The sequence below is a fragment of the Candidatus Kryptobacter tengchongensis genome (assembly GCF_001458555.1).
Taxonomy (GTDB): domain Bacteria; phylum Bacteroidota; class Ignavibacteria; order Kryptoniales; family Kryptoniaceae; genus Kryptonium; species Kryptonium tengchongense.
In genome coordinates this window covers 20,012-36,513 of the sequence record NZ_CZVH01000076.1, presented here as the reverse complement: position 1 = coordinate 36,513, position 16,502 = coordinate 20,012, and the positions used below count along the sequence as shown (strand labels likewise).

Here is a 16,502-nt window from a genome sequence, read left to right as displayed (position 1 = left end):
CGGAGGAGCAATAGCGATACTTGAAGATGGCGAGCTCTTGATAAAAACAGTTGCCGGAATAAAACAACTACAGGGTTATAGTTGCAAACAACGGTGCAGAAGGTTTAATTAAATATGCTCAGAACAAAAACGACATTAAACTTTTAATAGTTGATCTCGGAATGCCAATAATGGATGGCGCAGAAATGATAAAAACTATCAAGAAAATAGACCCCCTTGTAAAGATCATAGCAACGAGTGGTCTTGAAAGCCCATCAAATTTGTTAGAGGTATCGCTCCAAAACATCTCAGGGTTTATCCAAAAACCGTATACCGCTATAACACTTCTCAAAGAAGTCGCAAAAGTTTTAAAATCATAATTGAAAACCTGAGCCCCAAAGCCACAAGGCAACCTTTTACTAATTTCTCACCAAGACGATGTTAATAAGCGGATAACCATTTAAAGCATTTTTCCAATTTTTCAGACCTATCATCTAACTCCCCCTTGCGTTTGCCAAAAATTTTGCTTATAAATAATTAGGCATAGGCTTTTATGTGTGTGGATAACTTGTGAATAACTAAAAATTTTTGTTCAACAAAAATTTTACCAAAAGGTCGCTTAACTGTCCCTATAACGAAACTGTGGATAATTTTTCATTATTATTTTAAAAACTCATTGAAAATCAAGTAAAATTTTTGATATTGACATGTGGATAACTATGTGAATAAATGTGGATAATGTCCCAGATTAACCTGATGATTTATCCACAAGTTATCCACGATTTTTATAAAAATGTGGATAAGTTTAAAAACAAAAACTATCTTCAACTTATGGACAAATCCTTAAAATCTCCAAGAAAAGACCCATCTCAAAATCAATCTGAATTGTTTTTAGAAAACAAAGAAACCCTGAACCTCAACGATTTAGATTCTGAATCTTTAAAAAGCCCAACATCTGATCACCAAGATGTAAAAGCCATATGGAATCAATGTCTTGAAATAATCCGTGATAATGTAAATCCATTGAGTTTCAAAACATGGTTTGAGCCAATTGTTCCACTTAAAATTGAAGGGAAGCAAATTACAATTCAAGTGCCAAGCCAGTTTTTCTATGAATGGCTTGAAGAACATTATTACAGTTTAATTAAAAAAACTCTCACTAAAGTTCTTGGGGAAGGGGCAAAACTTGTTTATTCAGTTGTGATGGAAAATTCCTCAACAGATGAAACAAAAACAACGATAAACTTACCTTCATCTCCAAAGCCAATACCTAAGCCATCTTATCAAGTTCAGATAAAAAGCTCCTACGAATCTCAACCTTTTGAAAGCAATTTAAATCCAAGATATACATTTGATAATTTTGTCAAGGGTGATTGTAATCAACTTGCGAGAGCAGCTGCACTCGCAGTTGCAAATAATCCTGGTGGAACATCGTTCAATCCGCTTGTAATTTATGGAGGAGTTGGGCTTGGTAAAACTCATTTAATACAGGCAATTGGAAACTATGTCCTTGCAAATAAAAAAGCAACGAGAGTTTATTATGTATCAAGCGAAAAGTTTACAATTGATTTTGTTGAAGCCATTCAAAAGGATAGAGTGAGTGATTTTTCAAATTTTTATAGAAGCATTGATGTTTTAATCGTTGATGATATCCAATTCTTTGCGGGGAAAGAAAAAACGCAGGATAATTTTTTCCACATATTCAACGCACTTCATCAAGCAAGAAAACAAATTGTTCTCTCATGTGATAGACCGCCAAAAGAACTAAAAGGTCTTGACGATAGATTAATTTCAAGATTTCAATGGGGATTAATTGCTGACATTCAACCGCCAGATTTGGAAACAAGAATCGCAATTTTAAAGAAAAAAGCAGAAGATAGCGGAGTTGAACTCCCACAGGAGGTAATTGAATATATCGCAGTTCACATAACATCAAATATAAGAGAACTTGAAGGATGTCTGATAAGTTTGCTTGCAAAATCATCACTTGAAAACAGAAAAATTGATATTGAACTTGCAAAAGAAGTTGTCAAAACAATCGTAAAAGATACATCTGTAAAGGTTTCAATTGAAGAAATTCAAAGAATCGTCTGCGAGCACTTTGAAATTCCACCAGATATGTTAAAAGCAAAAACGAGAAAACAGGAAGTTGTAACTGCAAGACAAATCGCAATGTATCTATGTAAAGAACTTACTGACTCATCTTTGAAAACAATAGGATTACACTTTGGCGGAAGAGATCACAGCACAGTAATTCACGCCTGCCAATCCGTTGAAGAAGAGATGAAAAAAAGCGAAAAATTTAGAAACCTCATTGAATCTTTGCGAAGAAAAATTGAGTTCAATTCAAAATAACAAACAATGTTGATAACAATGTGGATAAAATGTGAATTGGTGTGGGTTGTATGTTGATAAATCAGATAGTTATCAACATTTAAATTGTGGATAACTTCAAAATGTGGATAAACCCAAAGTTATCAACATCAGATTAACACTTGTTATTGTGTAAATTTTAAAACACCGCCCCAAAAATTTAAAAAAACAAATTAATTGACAAAGACTTTTCAAATCTTTACATTTATGAGTTATTTTTCAAAAAAAGTTATCAACATATCCACACCGCTTATTAACAATCCTTTATATTCTTAAAGAATAAACTACTTGTTAACAGATTCTATTGCTTGAACAATCAGTGGAAAGTATCTATCAAGTGCACACTCAACTGAATTTCTTAGCTCACAAACCCCGGCTGGTGTTTCCCTGCATTCTTTACATATGTTTTCTCTTAAAGCCAGAATATAATCATCCATTTTATCGCTTTTAATTGAAAGAATGATATTTACAATTTTCGGAAAATATTCTTTTACCCCACACATTGACATCTCCGAAACTCTACATATGCCATTTCCGTAAGGATCGCTGTCTATACAAACCTTACAGACAGTATTTTGAACCGCATGCCAGTATTTTTCAAGTTCGGGCATCATTTCAATCCTCTTTAAGTTTTGTTTTTACACAATATATTTCGGAAATTTTTTGAAAAAATCAAAGGAAAATGGAATTTCATGTCTATTTTTTTGACACACTGCTTGATTTTAATTCTTTAAATTTTTATCTTGATTAAAATAAAAAAATTGAAAACTAATCCACCACTTCTGATAGATGAAGAAGGTTTCATTTTACACAGTAGGGTGTAAGTTAAACTTTGCGGAGACATCAACAATAGGTGAGGAATTTAAAAAGCGTGGTTTTGAAATAGTTGAATTTGGTGAGCCTTCAGATGTTTGTGTTATAAATACATGTTCTGTTACGGAAAATGCAGATAAAGATTGTCGTCGCGCTGTGAGGAGGGCTTTAAAAACATCCCCAAACGCTTTTATAATTGTCACTGGTTGCTATGCCCAACTTCGCCCGCATGAGATAGCCCAGATTGAGGGGGTTGACCTCATTCTTGGATCAAATGAAAAGTTTAAAATTTTTGATTACATCAGCGACTTTCAAAAAAATTACCATGCACAAATTTTTGTTTCACCTATAACTGGGGTTAATGAGTTTCACATTGCAAGTTCAACCCCGGCATCTGATAGGACAAGGGCATTTTTAAAAGTTCAAGATGGCTGTGATTATAATTGTTCATATTGCACAATTCCGCTTGCTCGTGGCGAAAGCAGAAGCCCTGAAATTAGTCTTATAACTGAAAGAGCAAAAACACTTGCCCAACTTGGCTACAAAGAAATTGTCTTGAGCGGGGTAAATGTCGGCGATTACGGTAGAAAAATTGGAACAAGTCTTTTTGATCTTGTCAAAGAACTTGAAAAAATAAATGGGATAGAAAGAATAAGGATAAGTTCAATTGAGCCAAATCTTTTGACTGAAGAAATGATTGATTACTTTATAAACTCTGAAAAAATCTGCAATCATTTTCATATCCCCTTGCAAAGTGGTAGCGATGAAATTTTGCGAAAGATGAGGAGAAGATATAATACAGCACTTTACAGGAAGAGAATTGAATATATAAAAGAAAAAGACCCAAACGCATGCATTGGTGCCGATGTAATCGTTGGTTTTCCAGGGGAGACAGAAACCCATTTTGAAGCAACATATAATTTTATAAATGAACTACCAATTTCATATCTTCATGTTTTCACATATTCAGAAAGACCGAATACAGACGCTGTAAATTTGCCTGATAAAGTTCCAGTGAATGAAAGACATAAGAGAAGCGAAATGTTGAGAAATTTAGGTTTAAAGAAGAAGATGAATTTTTATCGGGAGATGGTGGGAAAAACTTTTGATGTTTTGTGGGAAGCAGAAGTTAAAGATGAAATGATGTTTGGTTTCACGAAAAATTATGTTAAGGTTAAGATGAAATATGAGCCTTCTCTCGTCAATAAGATTACACCTGTTAAAATTACTGGGGTTGAAAATTTAACTGCGATTGGTGAAATTGTGAGTGATTGGAAAACATCGCCGAAATCAGAATTTTTATTTAAAAATAAAAAGGAGGTGCTACAATGACGGGCAAGATTTTTAAAACAGCAATTTTGTTTATTTTCGTCTTCTTAACCGGTTGTGGTCCTACTTATCTTCCCGCAATTTTTGATTCAGCTCCGCCGATGTCAACTCCAACTGAGGTTAAAGGCAATAGCACATTTGTGGGCGGATATTACAACCAAACTGATGGGTTCCATAAAGGTGAATCAAATAAATTCCTGAGGGTAAATTTCAACAAGGCAATTGGTGGTAGCTGGTATAGGTTTAGTGGCGGCGCTCTTGCATATTTTGGCGAATATAATGTAACACAGCATGAAAACCTTACTAAAAGAGGGAAAAAGTCATATTTTGGAATAGGAGGGGATATTGATGTTAATGCCTTTTTACCACTTCACTTTTTAAACATTGGAGTTGGTTTATACGGGGGCGTTATTAGTGAATTCGGAGACTATGCTTCAATTTGGAAAAGTGAAGGTGAGAATTCTATCCTTAAAATATTTACCCCTCTTTCTTTTCCATATTTTTTCACTCAATTTAACATTTCAGAAAACGATAAACTTTCTGTTAAATTTGGTTTGGGGCTTCCGGGTGGTTATTCTTTAGGGGAAAGCTATTACAATATAAACTATGGCGGTTTTTGGGTGGGATTTCATCCGTCGGGTGAACCCGAAGAACTTAGTTTCACATCAGTTGGGGTTTCTGTTAGGATAAAATAACGCAACCTTATTTGTTTGTGTGCGTCAAAAAAGAAAAAAGATTTTGCCAATGTTTAGAAAAACATTCACATTCGCTTTGTTAATTTTGTTTTCGCTTATCTTTGTTAATTTTATGTTTTCCCAGCAAACGGGCAGAGGATATGGAATGTATCTTGAGAGATTGAAGCAGGAGCTTAACTTAACTCCTGAGCAGGTGGTGAAGATTCAAAAGATACTTGATTCAGCGCAGAAGCAGGCGGAGATTGACAGGGAAAAATATCAGGGGAATAGGGAAGCGATGATGAAGGCGACGCGTGAGAGGTGGGAAAAGATTGATAAGGAAATTGAAGCGGTTTTAACGAAAGAACAGAAGAAAAAGTATGAGCAGATAAAGAAGGAGAGACAGGAGAGGACGCGCGAGTGGCGAGGCAGACCAAGTTAATATACTTGTTTTAATTCTATACCGAGCCCGAAGATGGCGAAATCATATTTAACGGGATCTTCGGGCTCAAATTTTTTCAAATTGTTTGTAATTTCTTCAGCTGTTTTCCATGTATCTGTTTTTCTTTGAGTTAGTCCAAGTGCTCGTGAAATTTTAGAAACATGTGTATCAAGTGGTATTATTAATTTTGATTTATCAATTTCATTCCAAATTCCAACATCAACTTGATCTTTTCTCACCATCCATCTCAAGAACATGTTAAGGCGCTTACAAGGGCTGTTTTTGTCTGGGTCTGGGATGAGTCCATTTATGCTTTCAGGTATGCCGTTAAACTTTGGTGGCGGATCAAAAGATAAAATTTCCCTCACAAATCCAGAAAGCGCCTGTTTCACCGTTGGATGCTTATCGTCATAATATTTCAAAAAGAGGTTTTTTAATCTTCCGTATTTTTCAATTGTTTGCTTCAAGAGGTAAAATATCACAAGTAAATCCTTACCCTCAATGTTTCTATAAGCGAAATGAACGAAATTGCTCAAACTTTTCTCATACCAAAATGGATCAAAGTTCAAAATAAACTCATAGGGTCGGTTTTCCATAAGGTCAAATAGTCGTTCATTACTTAACAAAATTATCTTCCTGTTTCCCATTGCGAGAAGTGATGCAATAAATCCAGCTATTTCCATATCCTCTGGCTTTGAGAAGCGATGGACAAACTTTATGGGGTCTGAATTTATGAAGTCTGGCGTGTTATACTTTTTAAAAAGCCAATCAAGGTAATCTTTAAGCGAGGAAAATTCATCCGGAATTTTTATTTTCATATTGATCTTGAATACTCATTTGGTTTTAATTTCCATACTTTCACACCACAGAACCTTGGTCCTTCTGGGCAAATGGGTTTAACATTTGCGATTTCTCTGATTGAGCACGGAGGGAGAAGAAATTTGCCGATCTTTGGATGAATTTCGGAAATTTGCTGAACTTCCTCAAACGAGGCACGCCATATCTCCTCTTGTGCGTTATAGCAGAGTCTCATCGCATATTTGTGATGTAGGTTTAAAAGATCACCTGATTCTGTGAATCTTATGCTAACAGCGTTTGGCAAAAGATAAAGCGCAAATTCCGGTGGAACACCCAAACTTCTTAATTTGTTAATGTTTTCCCAAATTTTTTCCATTACCTCTGTGTAAAATTTAAAGGCTAAATCATTTTGCAAAATTAAAGCAGGGGTTATGAAATCCGGCTCATCCGAAACTTGACACATTAAAATTGGTCTTGACGCTGGGGTCATGCGATGCCTTTGATCTTGGGAGTCCGCTGTGTGGCTCAATTTCTTTTTAAATGTATATGAAACATGAAACATCGCCCTTGAAATCTTGCTGTGTGTTGTAAGGACAAGAGATTCGGCAAGGATTTTATTTATTGATGGGTTTAAAATAAGTGTTATCGCTTCGTCATCGCTCAGAGCAGTTGATGGTAGTCCAAATATCTCCCTTGCAGAGTCAGCGAGGATTTTTTCAGCGTTGGGTTTGTAGTCAATTAAAAGTGAAATTTTACCGTTGAGCGATTTGTCAAATTCTTTTGCAAATTCTTTTGATAAGCTGCTTCCTTCCAAACTCTGGACAAAATTAAATTCAACAAGATCTTTTTCGTCAATTGGTTCTTCAAGGACGATTCTGTAGTTTGGATCAACTTTTAAAATCTCATCAATTAATTTCCCAACAACGATTTTCTGTTCAAACGGGACATCAAATTGATTGCAGAGTTTGTAATATCTTAAAATTGTAATTGCGCTTACGGTGTGGTAAAGATATGCAAATGTAGCAATTGGGAGGACATATCTGGCAATTTCCTGTGCTTTTCTTTTTATATCTCTTTTATATTTCTCCTGATTGAATTTTCGTGCCGGAAATCTTTTATAATACTCGCTTTCAACGATGGGAAGAAGAATATCTGTTAATTTTTTATATGCCTCATTTTGGAATTCAACGGTTGATATATAAATTTCAAGTGCCTTCGCATCAAGCGGTGGTATAAAGTAATTGCCCGGTTTAACCTCTACATATCTTTGTGAAACCTGTTCTGAGTTGTAAAACGGGTGACTGTGAAGAAATGACCAGATGAAATATCTTGAGACATTTTCAATAGCGAATTGAAAATGTGCATGTTGAAAGGTCGTATGATGTCCAGCTTCATAAATACTTTTTGCAAGTTCAATGTACTTGTTAAGGTCAATATCTTCGTCTTTTATTATCCCCTTTGATGAATAACAGGTTCTTGCTGTTGCAATCACATTTTTAAATGGGTTAGGGAAATATTTAACGAGTTTTACAATTGGTTCTGGAGAAAGTGGTTTATCTATCATCATTTAGAAATGGGATCTTTTATTAAATTTTGCTTTAATTTATCAAGTTAAGCAAAAAAAATCAATTTAGCCCCAGATTTTAAAGTTAAAATGTCAAAAGAAAAGTTGGATTTTCAAAAATACAGATGTTGAATAATACCAGTATTCATCGCCACTGTCCCCAAAAAATAAAATCACTCCTAAACCAAGTTCTGAGTTATCAGACAGTGAGCAGTGAATAAGTGAGCTTATAAATCCACTTTTATCATTTAGGTTTTTATTCGCAGATAAAGAAAGAGATAAAATTGGGTTAAAGTTATAAATCACAGATGAATAGACATAGTTTTTGCTTAAATTTAAAATTTCTCCCTTTATCAGTCGCTCTATCTCATATTCTTCCTTCTTGGTTTTGCCTTCACCGTTAAAATAGTATTCAATCAAGGCATATAAACTTTTTGTAAATTGATTATCAAAGCCAAGAACAAATTTTGTAAAGTTTGAATTTAAATTTTTTAAGTCAGCCGAAATTATAGCTTCACCTCTTATACCCGCATTGAAAAAATTTCCAGCGAAGTCAAAACCTGCAATCGCTCGTTTATCAAAGATCCCAGACATAAAGGAAAAGTCAATTTTTCTCAAGTTTGACCTCAAACGAAAGCCAAAGTTATTATTTTTAAATTTATCGCTCGGGTTAAAAACAAGATGAAGATCGGTGAAATTCCCAAGGTAAATTTTCATTGTAAGCGCATCTGCCCCATCTTTTTCAATTTTGCTGAAATCCGCTGGGTTTATGGGATTGAAAAGATCGGTTGGATTCCAAATTCTTCCAGTTCCCCAGGAAATTCTCTGTCTTCCTATTATCAGATTTCCAAAATCAAAATCTTTTCTAAAATAAAATCTGTCAACGAAGTGATACGCTTTAATGTTTTGTTCATTAATTAAATTCCATTTTAACTTGTAAAGTTGTCTTCGTAGAGTAATTTCATTAGGATTGAAAAACAGTTTTGCGGAATGGAAAAATGTTGAAATTTCATATTCAAGGTGAATACTGCTTTCACGCTGAAATTTGAATTCGGGGCGAAGGCGAATTCGTCCAAGTATCAGAAATAGATTTTTATCAATGTTAAATGATCTTGCAAATTCGGTTTTAAGGTTTTGATAGATTGAAAAATTTAAAATATAGCCTGAAAAATCAAATTGCTGTGTGAAGCATATCTCGGCAAGATATATGAGCAATAGGACAATTTTACCATAACTTTTCATCGCTTTCAACCATCCCATCCCTTAATTTAATTAATCTTCTTGCTCTTTGAATTACCTGTGGGTCGTGTGAGCAGATCACAAAAGTTATTCTTCGTGTCTGATTCATTTCCTGCATTATATCAATTAACATTCCACCCGTTTTTGAATCAAGGTGTGCTGTTGGTTCATCTGCAAGAACTATTGCTGGTTCTGTAACAATTGCTCTTGCAATTGCGACCCTTTGCTGTTGTCCCCCGCTTATTTCATTTGGTTTTTTATTCACAAGTTCTGCTATACCAAGGGCTTTCAAAACTTCCATAACTCTTTCAAATCTCTCTTTTTCTGAAATCCCAAGCAAAACAAGTGGCAATTCCACATTTTCAAAAACGGTCAAAACAGGAATTAAATTATAAGCTTGAAAAATAAAGCCAATTTTTCTTAATCTTAAATCCGAAAGTTCCTCTCTTTTCATCACTGTTATATCTTTGCCTTCAAGATAGACCTTTCCTTTGGTTGGTTTATCAAGCCCACCGATTAGATTTAAAAGTGTTGTTTTGCCAGAGCCAGATGGTCCTGCAATTACAATGAATTCACCAGACAAAATTTCAAGGCTGACATCCTTTAAAGCTACCACTTCAACTTTTCCGTCAGAATAGATTTTTGTTAAATTTTCCGTCTTAATTATTGTCATAAATTTTTTTTTCAGATATATTTTATGGCTTCAACTGGTTCAATTTTAATTGATTTAACAGCTGGATAGATTGCTCCAATCAAGGACATGAACGGCATAGTGAATGCTACAAGAGCAAGTGTGAAATTGGTTAAAACCGGGTAGATAACTCTTCCGACTCCATACCACGCCAAGCTTTCTGCGAAAATTCCGAGGTCAATTCCAGATTTTGAAAGTGGTATATAAAGCGCAAATCCAAGTGCAAGCCCAATAATAGTCCCAAGAACACCAATAATAAATGATTCAGTCATTATTAACAAAAAAATGTCTTTATTTTTCATTCCTATTGCTTTAAGCACACCAAACTCTCTTACCCTTTCAAAAACAGACATAAGCATTATGTTTATGACTCCAAAACAAACAGCAACTCCGAAAATAAGGTAATAAATCCATATCATTTGATAATATATATCAAGCATAATGCTTATAAACGGGGCGACATCTGCATATGTTAAAACCTCATATAAATCACCAAGTTTTTGGACAAGTCTTTCTTTAACATGGTTTACATACTTTGAATCTTTAACTATTATAGCAAACTCAATAACTTTATCATCAAGTTTTAAAATTTTCTGCGCATCTTGAATCACAATATATACATGAAGTTTGTCAAATTCTGAATATGGCGATTCGTAAAGTCCAACAACTCTAAAAAGTTCTGAGGAGATGTTTCCATCAACATCCGAAACCATAAGAACAACTTTGTCTCCAATTTCAACATTTAATTTTTGCGCAAGTTTTTTACTCAATAAAATTTCGTTCTCATTTTCAAGGTATCTCCCCTTGGATATTGAATTTGATATTATCGTTATGGATTTTTCTTTGTCGGGTTGAACTCCAACTATGATAGCAGATGAAGAGTTATATGCGCTATTTATCATTCCATAAGTTATTATGCGTTTGCTGTAAGATTTTATTTCTTTTGTTTCAGTTATCGCTTTTTCAACTTTTAAATCATCTGGAATATAATTTTTAACTGTTTTATCATCTTTAAATCCCTTTTTATGCACCTGTATGTGCGAAATGTGGATGTTGATCTGATTGTCAAGCATTTGCTTTACCATACCGACTGATAAAGTGTCTACAAGTAAAAGAACTGAAACACTCACAATAATTGAAAGCATCACGATAAGCGTTCTTCGCTTGTTTCTCCATATATTTCGCCATGCAAGTTTCAAAATCATGTAAACCTTATTCCCTTTAATGGCTCAAGTTTGTAAACTCTATAAAGTGGGATTACGCTTGAAATGAGTGAAACAATCAAAATGGATAATCCGGTATTTATAAATATCCTTGGTTTCAAAGAAGAGACAAATTTTGGCTCAATACCAAACTCCTCATATACTGAAGCGAAATCGCCTGTGAGAACTATTGGATTTTTTATAAGGTAATAATTAAAAATTCCACCAAGTAAACTTCCAAGCAATATACCTATGAGGACGATGAAAAGGATTTCAAGTAAAACAATCAAGACAAGCTTTTGGTTTTTAAAACCTATCGCAAGAGATATGCCAAATTCATTGAATCTTTCGACGACTGACATTGATATCGTATTGAGAATTCCAAAAGCAACTATTATAATTAAAAATGCCAGAAACAAAACTCCACTTGCATTGTCAAACTCAATTGATTGTTTTAATTCAACCATCACATCTTCCCAAGATAGGGCAACTAAACTTTTAGAGTAGAGTTCTTCTGAAAGTTTTCGTTTGATTTTTTCTATTTTTTCAAGTTCTGATATCAAAATTGCTATGATGCTAACTCTATTTTCCGCAGATAAAAATTCCTGTGCGTCTTTTAAATTCATAAATATAACAGCATTGTCAAGCTCTGTATAGCCAAGTTTTATAACACCAACAACTTTGAATTTCATATCCCATAAAGCTCCATCAAAGCCTTGACTAAGTATAATAATTTCGTCACCGTGTTTGATTTTCAGGTTTTCAAATAACTTATCCCCGAGGAGAACCTCGTAAGAAGAATCTTTGTGTAAAAATCTTCCATGTTTTATTTTCTTGTGGAAATTTGAAAAATTTATCTCAATTTCTGGATCAATCCCGTAAATTATTCCACCGGAAGAATTTTCACCCGAACTTATCATTACATCAGCGTATAACCTTGGGGCATAGGCTATAATATCGGGGGTTGATTTAATTATCTTTTTTATTTCATCGGAATATATAAATGTTTTACGAAGAGATGGATCTTCGCTGTATCCTTTGCTTTGGATCTGAATATAACCAGAATAATTGCCCGCTATTGTTCGTATGAGGTAATCATAGGTTCCGAGTTGTATCCCTCTCATTATAACCGTTATAGTGGTAGCGAAGGCAATGGCGGTAATAGTGATAATTGTTCTTCGCTTGTTTCTCCATATATTTCGCCATGCAATTTTTAAGAAGAACATGATTTCATCTTCTTTTCTCAAGTTCTTTGAAGGAGAAAATTTTTTCATCTATTTTTATATCAAACTTAATATCTATTAGCGTAAATTCGGTTCTTCGCCCTTTTTCAATGTTGTTATACATCACCCATTTTGCAGGAAGTTTTTTACTATGGAATTCCTTCACATCATAAAATTCCATATATCTTACAAGTTTTCCTTTTTCATCATAATAATCAATTCTTGCAGGCAAATAATCTGATTTTCTCACCCAGTAAATAATTTTTCCCCAAACGACGGGGGCTTGCGGTTTAGGGATGAGTTCTATTTTCCAGCAGATTTCAGAATTTACAGTATCGCTGGAAGAAATGATTTTCATTTCGTAATCTCTTTCAAGGTTTGATTCCCGAACAAGATCATCATAAGTAAAGTCGGAGCCATTCCACGATTGTAACATCATAGATGGGGGAATTTTGATCAAACTTTCTGTATTCCGCAAGTAAAGCCAAATCTCTTTGCCAATCTTTAGGGTTTTGTTCCCTTCTTCTTTTTTAGGATATTTTATCTCAATCAATGCTTTTTCATTTCCAATCCACCATCCTTCCATCTTCAAAGTCCTTTTAAAATCGGGGGTGATTATTGTCATCTCAACGATGCCGTAGGATGTTTTTCCTTTTATTTGATTTTCTGATTTTTTTATTATTTCTTGCGGGGATTGAGCTGTGGCTTGGATGGAAAGGAGTGGTAAAATCATGAAAGAAATGAAAGTGCGTATTTTCATGGTAAAGTTTTATTCTAAATTTTCATCTTGAAAATCAAGTTCAAAAGTTTTGACGATTCAAAAGTTTAATTCGTTTCAGGGGTTTATGTTTTTTCGGATTTAATAATTTTTCTGATGTCTATTTTGAATTCGGAACATATCTTTAAAAGTGATTCAATCTCATCTTCAAAAAGTTCTTTTAAAAGTTCAACGATTGCTTCTTTTTCTTCACCATTTTTGCATGTTGTCCAGATGTGGCGACCCTTGAAATCTATTTCAATGCGTGTAAATTTTTCATTTAATTTTTGAGCTCGGAATTCAATAAAACCAAACTTCTTCTTTTCAATTTTTTCCATCTTATCTTCGTCTTTGTTTTTAAATAGTTGAAGTTGTTTTTATACTTTAGTTGTTTTGGCTTTCTTATAAAGTTCACCATAAAGATAATACTGAACAATGCTCGCCCAAAATCCAGTTAGAAGTATCCCAACGAAGCAAAGGACAAAGCCAAGCGAAGCGAGAAGTTGAAGGAAAATTGTCAGCAGGAAAACTATGATCGCATCACCGATATTATCTCTAAACATTGAAAAAATATCTGATATTGCAAACGCATCATTTATTGATTCGTTTTCAGCGAATTTCCCAATGATAAATGGTAAAATCAGAGCGAAAAGGATGATATAAACAAGTGAGGAGAGAAAAAGTAAAAATGAAATTCCTGTTAGTTCCCATTTGAGAAATAGATTTGGTGGAAGAGGCATAATATATGTGATTATTTCTCTGCTTTTAAAATTTTCAAATTCCAATGTGCTGAATGGGAATGAGATCCCAAGCAGGATAAAAAAGGGTATCAGATAAACTATGATTATTACAGCCAGTTTGAAACCATTTGCAAGCTTTCGTCCAATTTCATCCCATTCGGGGAGTAGTTGTTGTTCTTCTTCTTTTATTGTTCGTTTTGCGACTTCAACGAGATAACCGTAGTAAATTAAAAGTGGAACTATCAAAAAGGAGAAAAGCATCATCACACCACCGACAATGATTTTCCCAAACCAGTTTCTTTCTTGGAAAACAAATCTAAAACCCCTTTCAATATTCATTATTTGGTTCCCCTCTTTGTTTTGAAATATCTATTATTCTTCCTTCAACTTCGGATTTTATTATTTTCTGCTTTTTCACCGCTTCAATAAAAACATCTCTATCAACTACACCAAGGTTTTTCACTTTAACGCTATTTTGTGGGATTCCGAATAAATCATAAAGATGATCTGCAACCCAGTTGTTCGTGACGATTGAGTATATTTTATTTTCATCAAGTGGTTTCCCGCCGACTTCAATTGATACAACTCTTTCGCCAATGTTTTTTCTTGAGTCAATCACTATTTTAAGCCCAGAAACTTGCATAAGTTCAGCTTTGCCAGATGCTTGCCATTCAATCATATTTTTTAATGTTTTTCCGTCAACCTCAAAAACAACGAATGTATTTCCAAATGGATTTATCTCCCATATATCTCTAACTTTTATATCTCCTTTAGGTAGATCTTTTCTTAATCCTCCTGAATTTTGGAATGCTATATCAGTTTTTGCGAATTCACGCATTACATCGGCTTCCCAGTTTCCAAGATTACTTTCACCATAAAAATTTCTTTTCCAATCAACTTCAAGTTTTCCGATGACTTGACCAAATTCTTTGTCAACCATTTTTTCAAGTTCTTCAACCTTTTTCAGCGCAGTTTCATCTGGTTTTACAATTCCATTAATTACACGAATCAATTTCCCCTTATATGAATAGACTGAATCTCCATCAAGATCAATAGATACCTCAAGGTACCCGAGATATTCACCTCTTGAACCCGCTTGACAGATAATTACGTTATTTACGATTTTCGGTTCTTGTAAAACTGTATGGCTATGCCCTCCGATTATAATTTTTATTTCCGGAAATTTTGTTGCAAGGATTGAGTCTTCATTTACGCCGATATGTGTTAGTGCAATTATTAGATCAACTTTTTCTTTATTTTTAAGTTCGTTTATATATTGCTTTAAAACTCTTTCGGTGTTAAGAAGTTCAAGGTCTTTGAGGTTTTCTTTAAGAGAAAGTTTAAACAGTTCGGGAGTTATCAAACCTATCACGCCGATTTTTGCTTTACCAAGTTTTTTAACGATGTATGGTTTTACGAAGAGTTTTCCTTTTCTTTTGTCCCAGAGATTAGCGCTGATGACTTCAAACTTTGCAATTTTTAGGTTTTCTTCAAGTGCATCTCTTCCATAATCAAATTCATGGTTTCCAAGTGTCATCGCATCTGGATTTATCAAATTCATTAATTCAATTTGTGATCTTCCTTTTGTAAGTGAAGAAATTGGCGTTCCTTGAAAATCATCGCCAGCATTTAGAACGAGTACGTTTTTCTCTTCATTTCTAAACTTATTTATTAAACCAAGAAGGTTAGCGGTTCCACCGATGTAGCATGTGGAATCACCACAGATTGAGCGCATCGGTATATTTTGAGAGTGAAAATCATTCCAGTGTAGGATAAGAATTTTTTCAAGATTTTGAGAGAATAGGATTTGAACGAGTATAAGGGTAAAAATAAGAATCAACCTGTAAATTGGGCGCCGTTTCATGTGGTTTTAAATTTTTGTTTTGTGTTAATATACAAAAATCAATTTTCGTAATCAATCAGTTTTTATGTTGGGGATTGACATTTGTTTTGAAATTTTTTAAATTGATTTTGCATTAAAACCAAATAAAAAAGGAGGGCACACTATGGCAGGGAAGAAAATTTTGATGCTTGTTGGTGACTTCGTGGAAGATTATGAGGTCATGGTGCCGTTTCAGGCGCTTCAAATGGTTGGTCATACTGTTCATGCTGTTTGCCCTGGGAAGAAAGCGGGTGAAAAAGTAAAAACAGCAGTTCATGACTTTGAGGGGGATCAAACTTACAGCGAAAAACCAGGGCATAACTTCACCCTCAATGCAACATTTGATAATATTAACCCCGAGGAATATGATGCGCTTGTTATTCCTGGTGGAAGAGCCCCAGAGTATATCAGGATGAACAGCAAAGTTCTTGAGATTGTGCGTCATTTTGCAGAGAAGAATAAACCAATTGCGGCAATTTGTCATGGTGCACAGGTTTTAACAGCAGCAGGCGTTGTCAAGGGGAGAAAAATTAACGCATACCCTGCGGTTGGTCCAGAAGTTAACGCAGCTGGTGGTGAATATGTGGAGCTTCCTTGGGATAAAGCGATCGTTGATGGTAACATTGTAACTGCCCCAGCGTGGCCAGCTCATCCTGAATGGCTTGCAAAGTTTTTAGAACTTCTTGGAACAAAGATAGTCCATGAAGAAAAGGTGACCGTGTGAGCAGTTCAACCCTTCCCCTAAATTGGGGAAGGGTTTTATTTTAAGATTTGCAACTTTGTGAGAGTTTATTTA

17 protein-coding genes are annotated in these 16,502 nt (G+C 34.5%); 6 read left to right on the top strand and 11 right to left on the bottom strand.

All coding sequences use genetic code 11. The features are described from left to right. Window positions 1–77 precede the first annotated feature (77 nt). Entirely contained in the window at window positions 78–359 is a 282-nt protein-coding gene (locus tag AT685_RS06465) for a response regulator (protein ID WP_081040920.1), read from the top strand. 358 nt (window positions 360–717) lie between these two features. Continuing rightward, window positions 718–2,334, top strand: coding sequence for a chromosomal replication initiator protein DnaA (gene dnaA, locus AT685_RS06460; RefSeq protein WP_234696263.1), 1,617 nt, complete (start codon window positions 718–720; stop codon window positions 2,332–2,334). 302 nt (window positions 2,335–2,636) lie between these two features. Here dnaA and AT685_RS06455 read toward each other — a convergent pair whose 3' ends face one another. Next, entirely contained in the window at window positions 2,637–2,966 is a 330-nt protein-coding gene (locus AT685_RS06455) for a hypothetical protein (RefSeq protein WP_143713159.1), read from the bottom strand. Between the two features lie 175 nt (window positions 2,967–3,141). Between AT685_RS06455 and mtaB the strand changes: the two genes are divergently transcribed. Genes mtaB through AT685_RS06440 form a run of 3 tightly spaced genes read left to right on the top strand, consistent with a single transcriptional unit; the run spans window position 3,142 to window position 5,610 of the window. Further along, entirely contained in the window at window positions 3,142–4,497 is a 1,356-nt protein-coding gene (gene mtaB / locus AT685_RS06450) for a tRNA (N(6)-L-threonylcarbamoyladenosine(37)-C(2))-methylthiotransferase MtaB (RefSeq protein WP_072152008.1), read from the top strand. Beyond that, entirely contained in the window at window positions 4,494–5,189 is a 696-nt protein-coding gene (locus AT685_RS06445) for a hypothetical protein (RefSeq protein WP_072152007.1), read from the top strand. The genes mtaB and AT685_RS06445 overlap by 4 nt, the downstream gene beginning before the upstream one ends. 49 nt (window positions 5,190–5,238) lie before the next feature. Further along, window positions 5,239–5,610, top strand: a complete 372-nt coding sequence (locus AT685_RS06440; RefSeq protein WP_072152006.1) for a Spy/CpxP family protein refolding chaperone — start codon at window positions 5,239–5,241, stop codon at window positions 5,608–5,610. Here the strand turns inward: AT685_RS06440 and AT685_RS06435 are convergent. From AT685_RS06435 to AT685_RS06390, 10 genes are all read right to left on the bottom strand, one after another. Beyond that, window positions 5,607–6,428 (bottom strand): TIGR02757 family protein, encoded by an 822-nt coding sequence (locus tag AT685_RS06435; RefSeq protein ID WP_072152005.1) that lies wholly within the window; start codon window positions 6,426–6,428, stop codon window positions 5,607–5,609. The two genes, AT685_RS06440 and AT685_RS06435, sit on opposite strands and share 4 nt — an antisense overlap. Continuing rightward, window positions 6,425–7,975, bottom strand: coding sequence for an FAD-dependent thymidylate synthase (locus tag AT685_RS06430; protein WP_081040621.1), 1,551 nt, complete (start codon window positions 7,973–7,975; stop codon window positions 6,425–6,427). The genes AT685_RS06435 and AT685_RS06430 overlap by 4 nt, the downstream gene beginning before the upstream one ends. 90 nt (window positions 7,976–8,065) lie before the next feature. Further along, window positions 8,066–9,232 carry a hypothetical protein gene (locus AT685_RS06425; protein ID WP_143713158.1) on the bottom strand — a complete coding sequence of 389 codons (1,167 nt, stop codon included), beginning with the start codon at window positions 9,230–9,232 and terminating at the stop codon, window positions 8,066–8,068. After that, window positions 9,198–9,884: an ABC transporter ATP-binding protein gene (locus tag AT685_RS06420; RefSeq protein WP_072149768.1), complete on the bottom strand. Its 687-nt coding sequence runs from the start codon at window positions 9,882–9,884 to the stop codon at window positions 9,198–9,200. The genes AT685_RS06425 and AT685_RS06420 overlap by 35 nt, the downstream gene beginning before the upstream one ends. 11 nt (window positions 9,885–9,895) lie before the next feature. Then, window positions 9,896–11,107 carry an ABC transporter permease gene (locus tag AT685_RS06415; RefSeq protein WP_072152003.1) on the bottom strand — a complete coding sequence of 404 codons (1,212 nt, stop codon included), beginning with the start codon at window positions 11,105–11,107 and terminating at the stop codon, window positions 9,896–9,898. Further along, a complete protein-coding gene (locus tag AT685_RS06410; RefSeq protein WP_081040620.1) occupies window positions 11,104–12,378 on the bottom strand; it encodes an ABC transporter permease in 1,275 nt (424 codons plus the stop codon). Before AT685_RS06410 ends, AT685_RS06415 begins: the two co-directional genes overlap by 4 nt. Next, the gene (locus AT685_RS06405; RefSeq protein ID WP_072152002.1) at window positions 12,335–13,087 is read right to left on the bottom strand and encodes an outer membrane lipoprotein-sorting protein; all 753 of its coding nucleotides are present in this window, start codon (window positions 13,085–13,087) and stop codon (window positions 12,335–12,337) included. Before AT685_RS06405 ends, AT685_RS06410 begins: the two co-directional genes overlap by 44 nt. An 83-nt stretch (window positions 13,088–13,170) precedes the next feature. Then, window positions 13,171–13,422: a hypothetical protein gene (locus AT685_RS06400; protein WP_072149765.1), complete on the bottom strand. Its 252-nt coding sequence runs from the start codon at window positions 13,420–13,422 to the stop codon at window positions 13,171–13,173. A gap of 39 nt (window positions 13,423–13,461) precedes the next feature. Then, window positions 13,462–14,163: a DUF4013 domain-containing protein gene (locus AT685_RS06395; protein ID WP_072152001.1), complete on the bottom strand. Its 702-nt coding sequence runs from the start codon at window positions 14,161–14,163 to the stop codon at window positions 13,462–13,464. After that, entirely contained in the window at window positions 14,153–15,688 is a 1,536-nt protein-coding gene (locus AT685_RS06390) for a bifunctional metallophosphatase/5'-nucleotidase (protein ID WP_072152000.1), read from the bottom strand. The genes AT685_RS06395 and AT685_RS06390 overlap by 11 nt, the downstream gene beginning before the upstream one ends. Before the next feature lie 142 nt (window positions 15,689–15,830). Here AT685_RS06390 and AT685_RS06385 point away from each other — a divergent pair, with 142 nt between their 5' ends. Beyond that, window positions 15,831–16,430, top strand: coding sequence for a DJ-1/PfpI family protein (locus tag AT685_RS06385; RefSeq protein ID WP_072149761.1), 600 nt, complete (start codon window positions 15,831–15,833; stop codon window positions 16,428–16,430). Window positions 16,431–16,502 lie beyond the last annotated feature (72 nt).

Bases quoted from the DNA above. Each gene is read 5' to 3' on its own strand.
- AT685_RS06430 (WP_081040621.1), bottom strand. From the start codon at position 7,975: ATGATGATAGATAAACCACTTTCTCCAGAACCAATTGTAAAACTCGTT.
- AT685_RS06455 (WP_143713159.1), bottom strand. From the start codon at position 2,966: ATGATGCCCGAACTTGAAAAATACTGGCATGCGGTTCAAAATACTGTC.
- AT685_RS06415 (WP_072152003.1), bottom strand. From the start codon at position 11,107: ATGATTTTGAAACTTGCATGGCGAAATATATGGAGAAACAAGCGAAGA.
- AT685_RS06395 (WP_072152001.1), bottom strand. From the start codon at position 14,163: ATGAATATTGAAAGGGGTTTTAGATTTGTTTTCCAAGAAAGAAACTGG.
- AT685_RS06435 (WP_072152005.1), bottom strand. From the start codon at position 6,428: ATGAAAATAAAAATTCCGGATGAATTTTCCTCGCTTAAAGATTACCTT.
- AT685_RS06405 (WP_072152002.1), bottom strand. From the start codon at position 13,087: ATGAAAATACGCACTTTCATTTCTTTCATGATTTTACCACTCCTTTCC.
- AT685_RS06440 (WP_072152006.1), top strand. From the start codon at position 5,239: ATGTTTAGAAAAACATTCACATTCGCTTTGTTAATTTTGTTTTCGCTT.
- AT685_RS06410 (WP_081040620.1), bottom strand. From the start codon at position 12,378: ATGAAAAAATTTTCTCCTTCAAAGAACTTGAGAAAAGAAGATGAAATC.
- AT685_RS06385 (WP_072149761.1), top strand. From the start codon at position 15,831: ATGGCAGGGAAGAAAATTTTGATGCTTGTTGGTGACTTCGTGGAAGAT.
- AT685_RS06390 (WP_072152000.1), bottom strand. From the start codon at position 15,688: ATGAAACGGCGCCCAATTTACAGGTTGATTCTTATTTTTACCCTTATA.
- AT685_RS06420 (WP_072149768.1), bottom strand. From the start codon at position 9,884: ATGACAATAATTAAGACGGAAAATTTAACAAAAATCTATTCTGACGGA.
- mtaB (WP_072152008.1), top strand. From the start codon at position 3,142: ATGAAGAAGGTTTCATTTTACACAGTAGGGTGTAAGTTAAACTTTGCG.
- dnaA (WP_234696263.1), top strand. From the start codon at position 718: ATGTCCCAGATTAACCTGATGATTTATCCACAAGTTATCCACGATTTT.
- AT685_RS06400 (WP_072149765.1), bottom strand. From the start codon at position 13,422: ATGGAAAAAATTGAAAAGAAGAAGTTTGGTTTTATTGAATTCCGAGCT.
- AT685_RS06425 (WP_143713158.1), bottom strand. From the start codon at position 9,232: ATGGGATGGTTGAAAGCGATGAAAAGTTATGGTAAAATTGTCCTATTG.
- AT685_RS06445 (WP_072152007.1), top strand. From the start codon at position 4,494: ATGACGGGCAAGATTTTTAAAACAGCAATTTTGTTTATTTTCGTCTTC.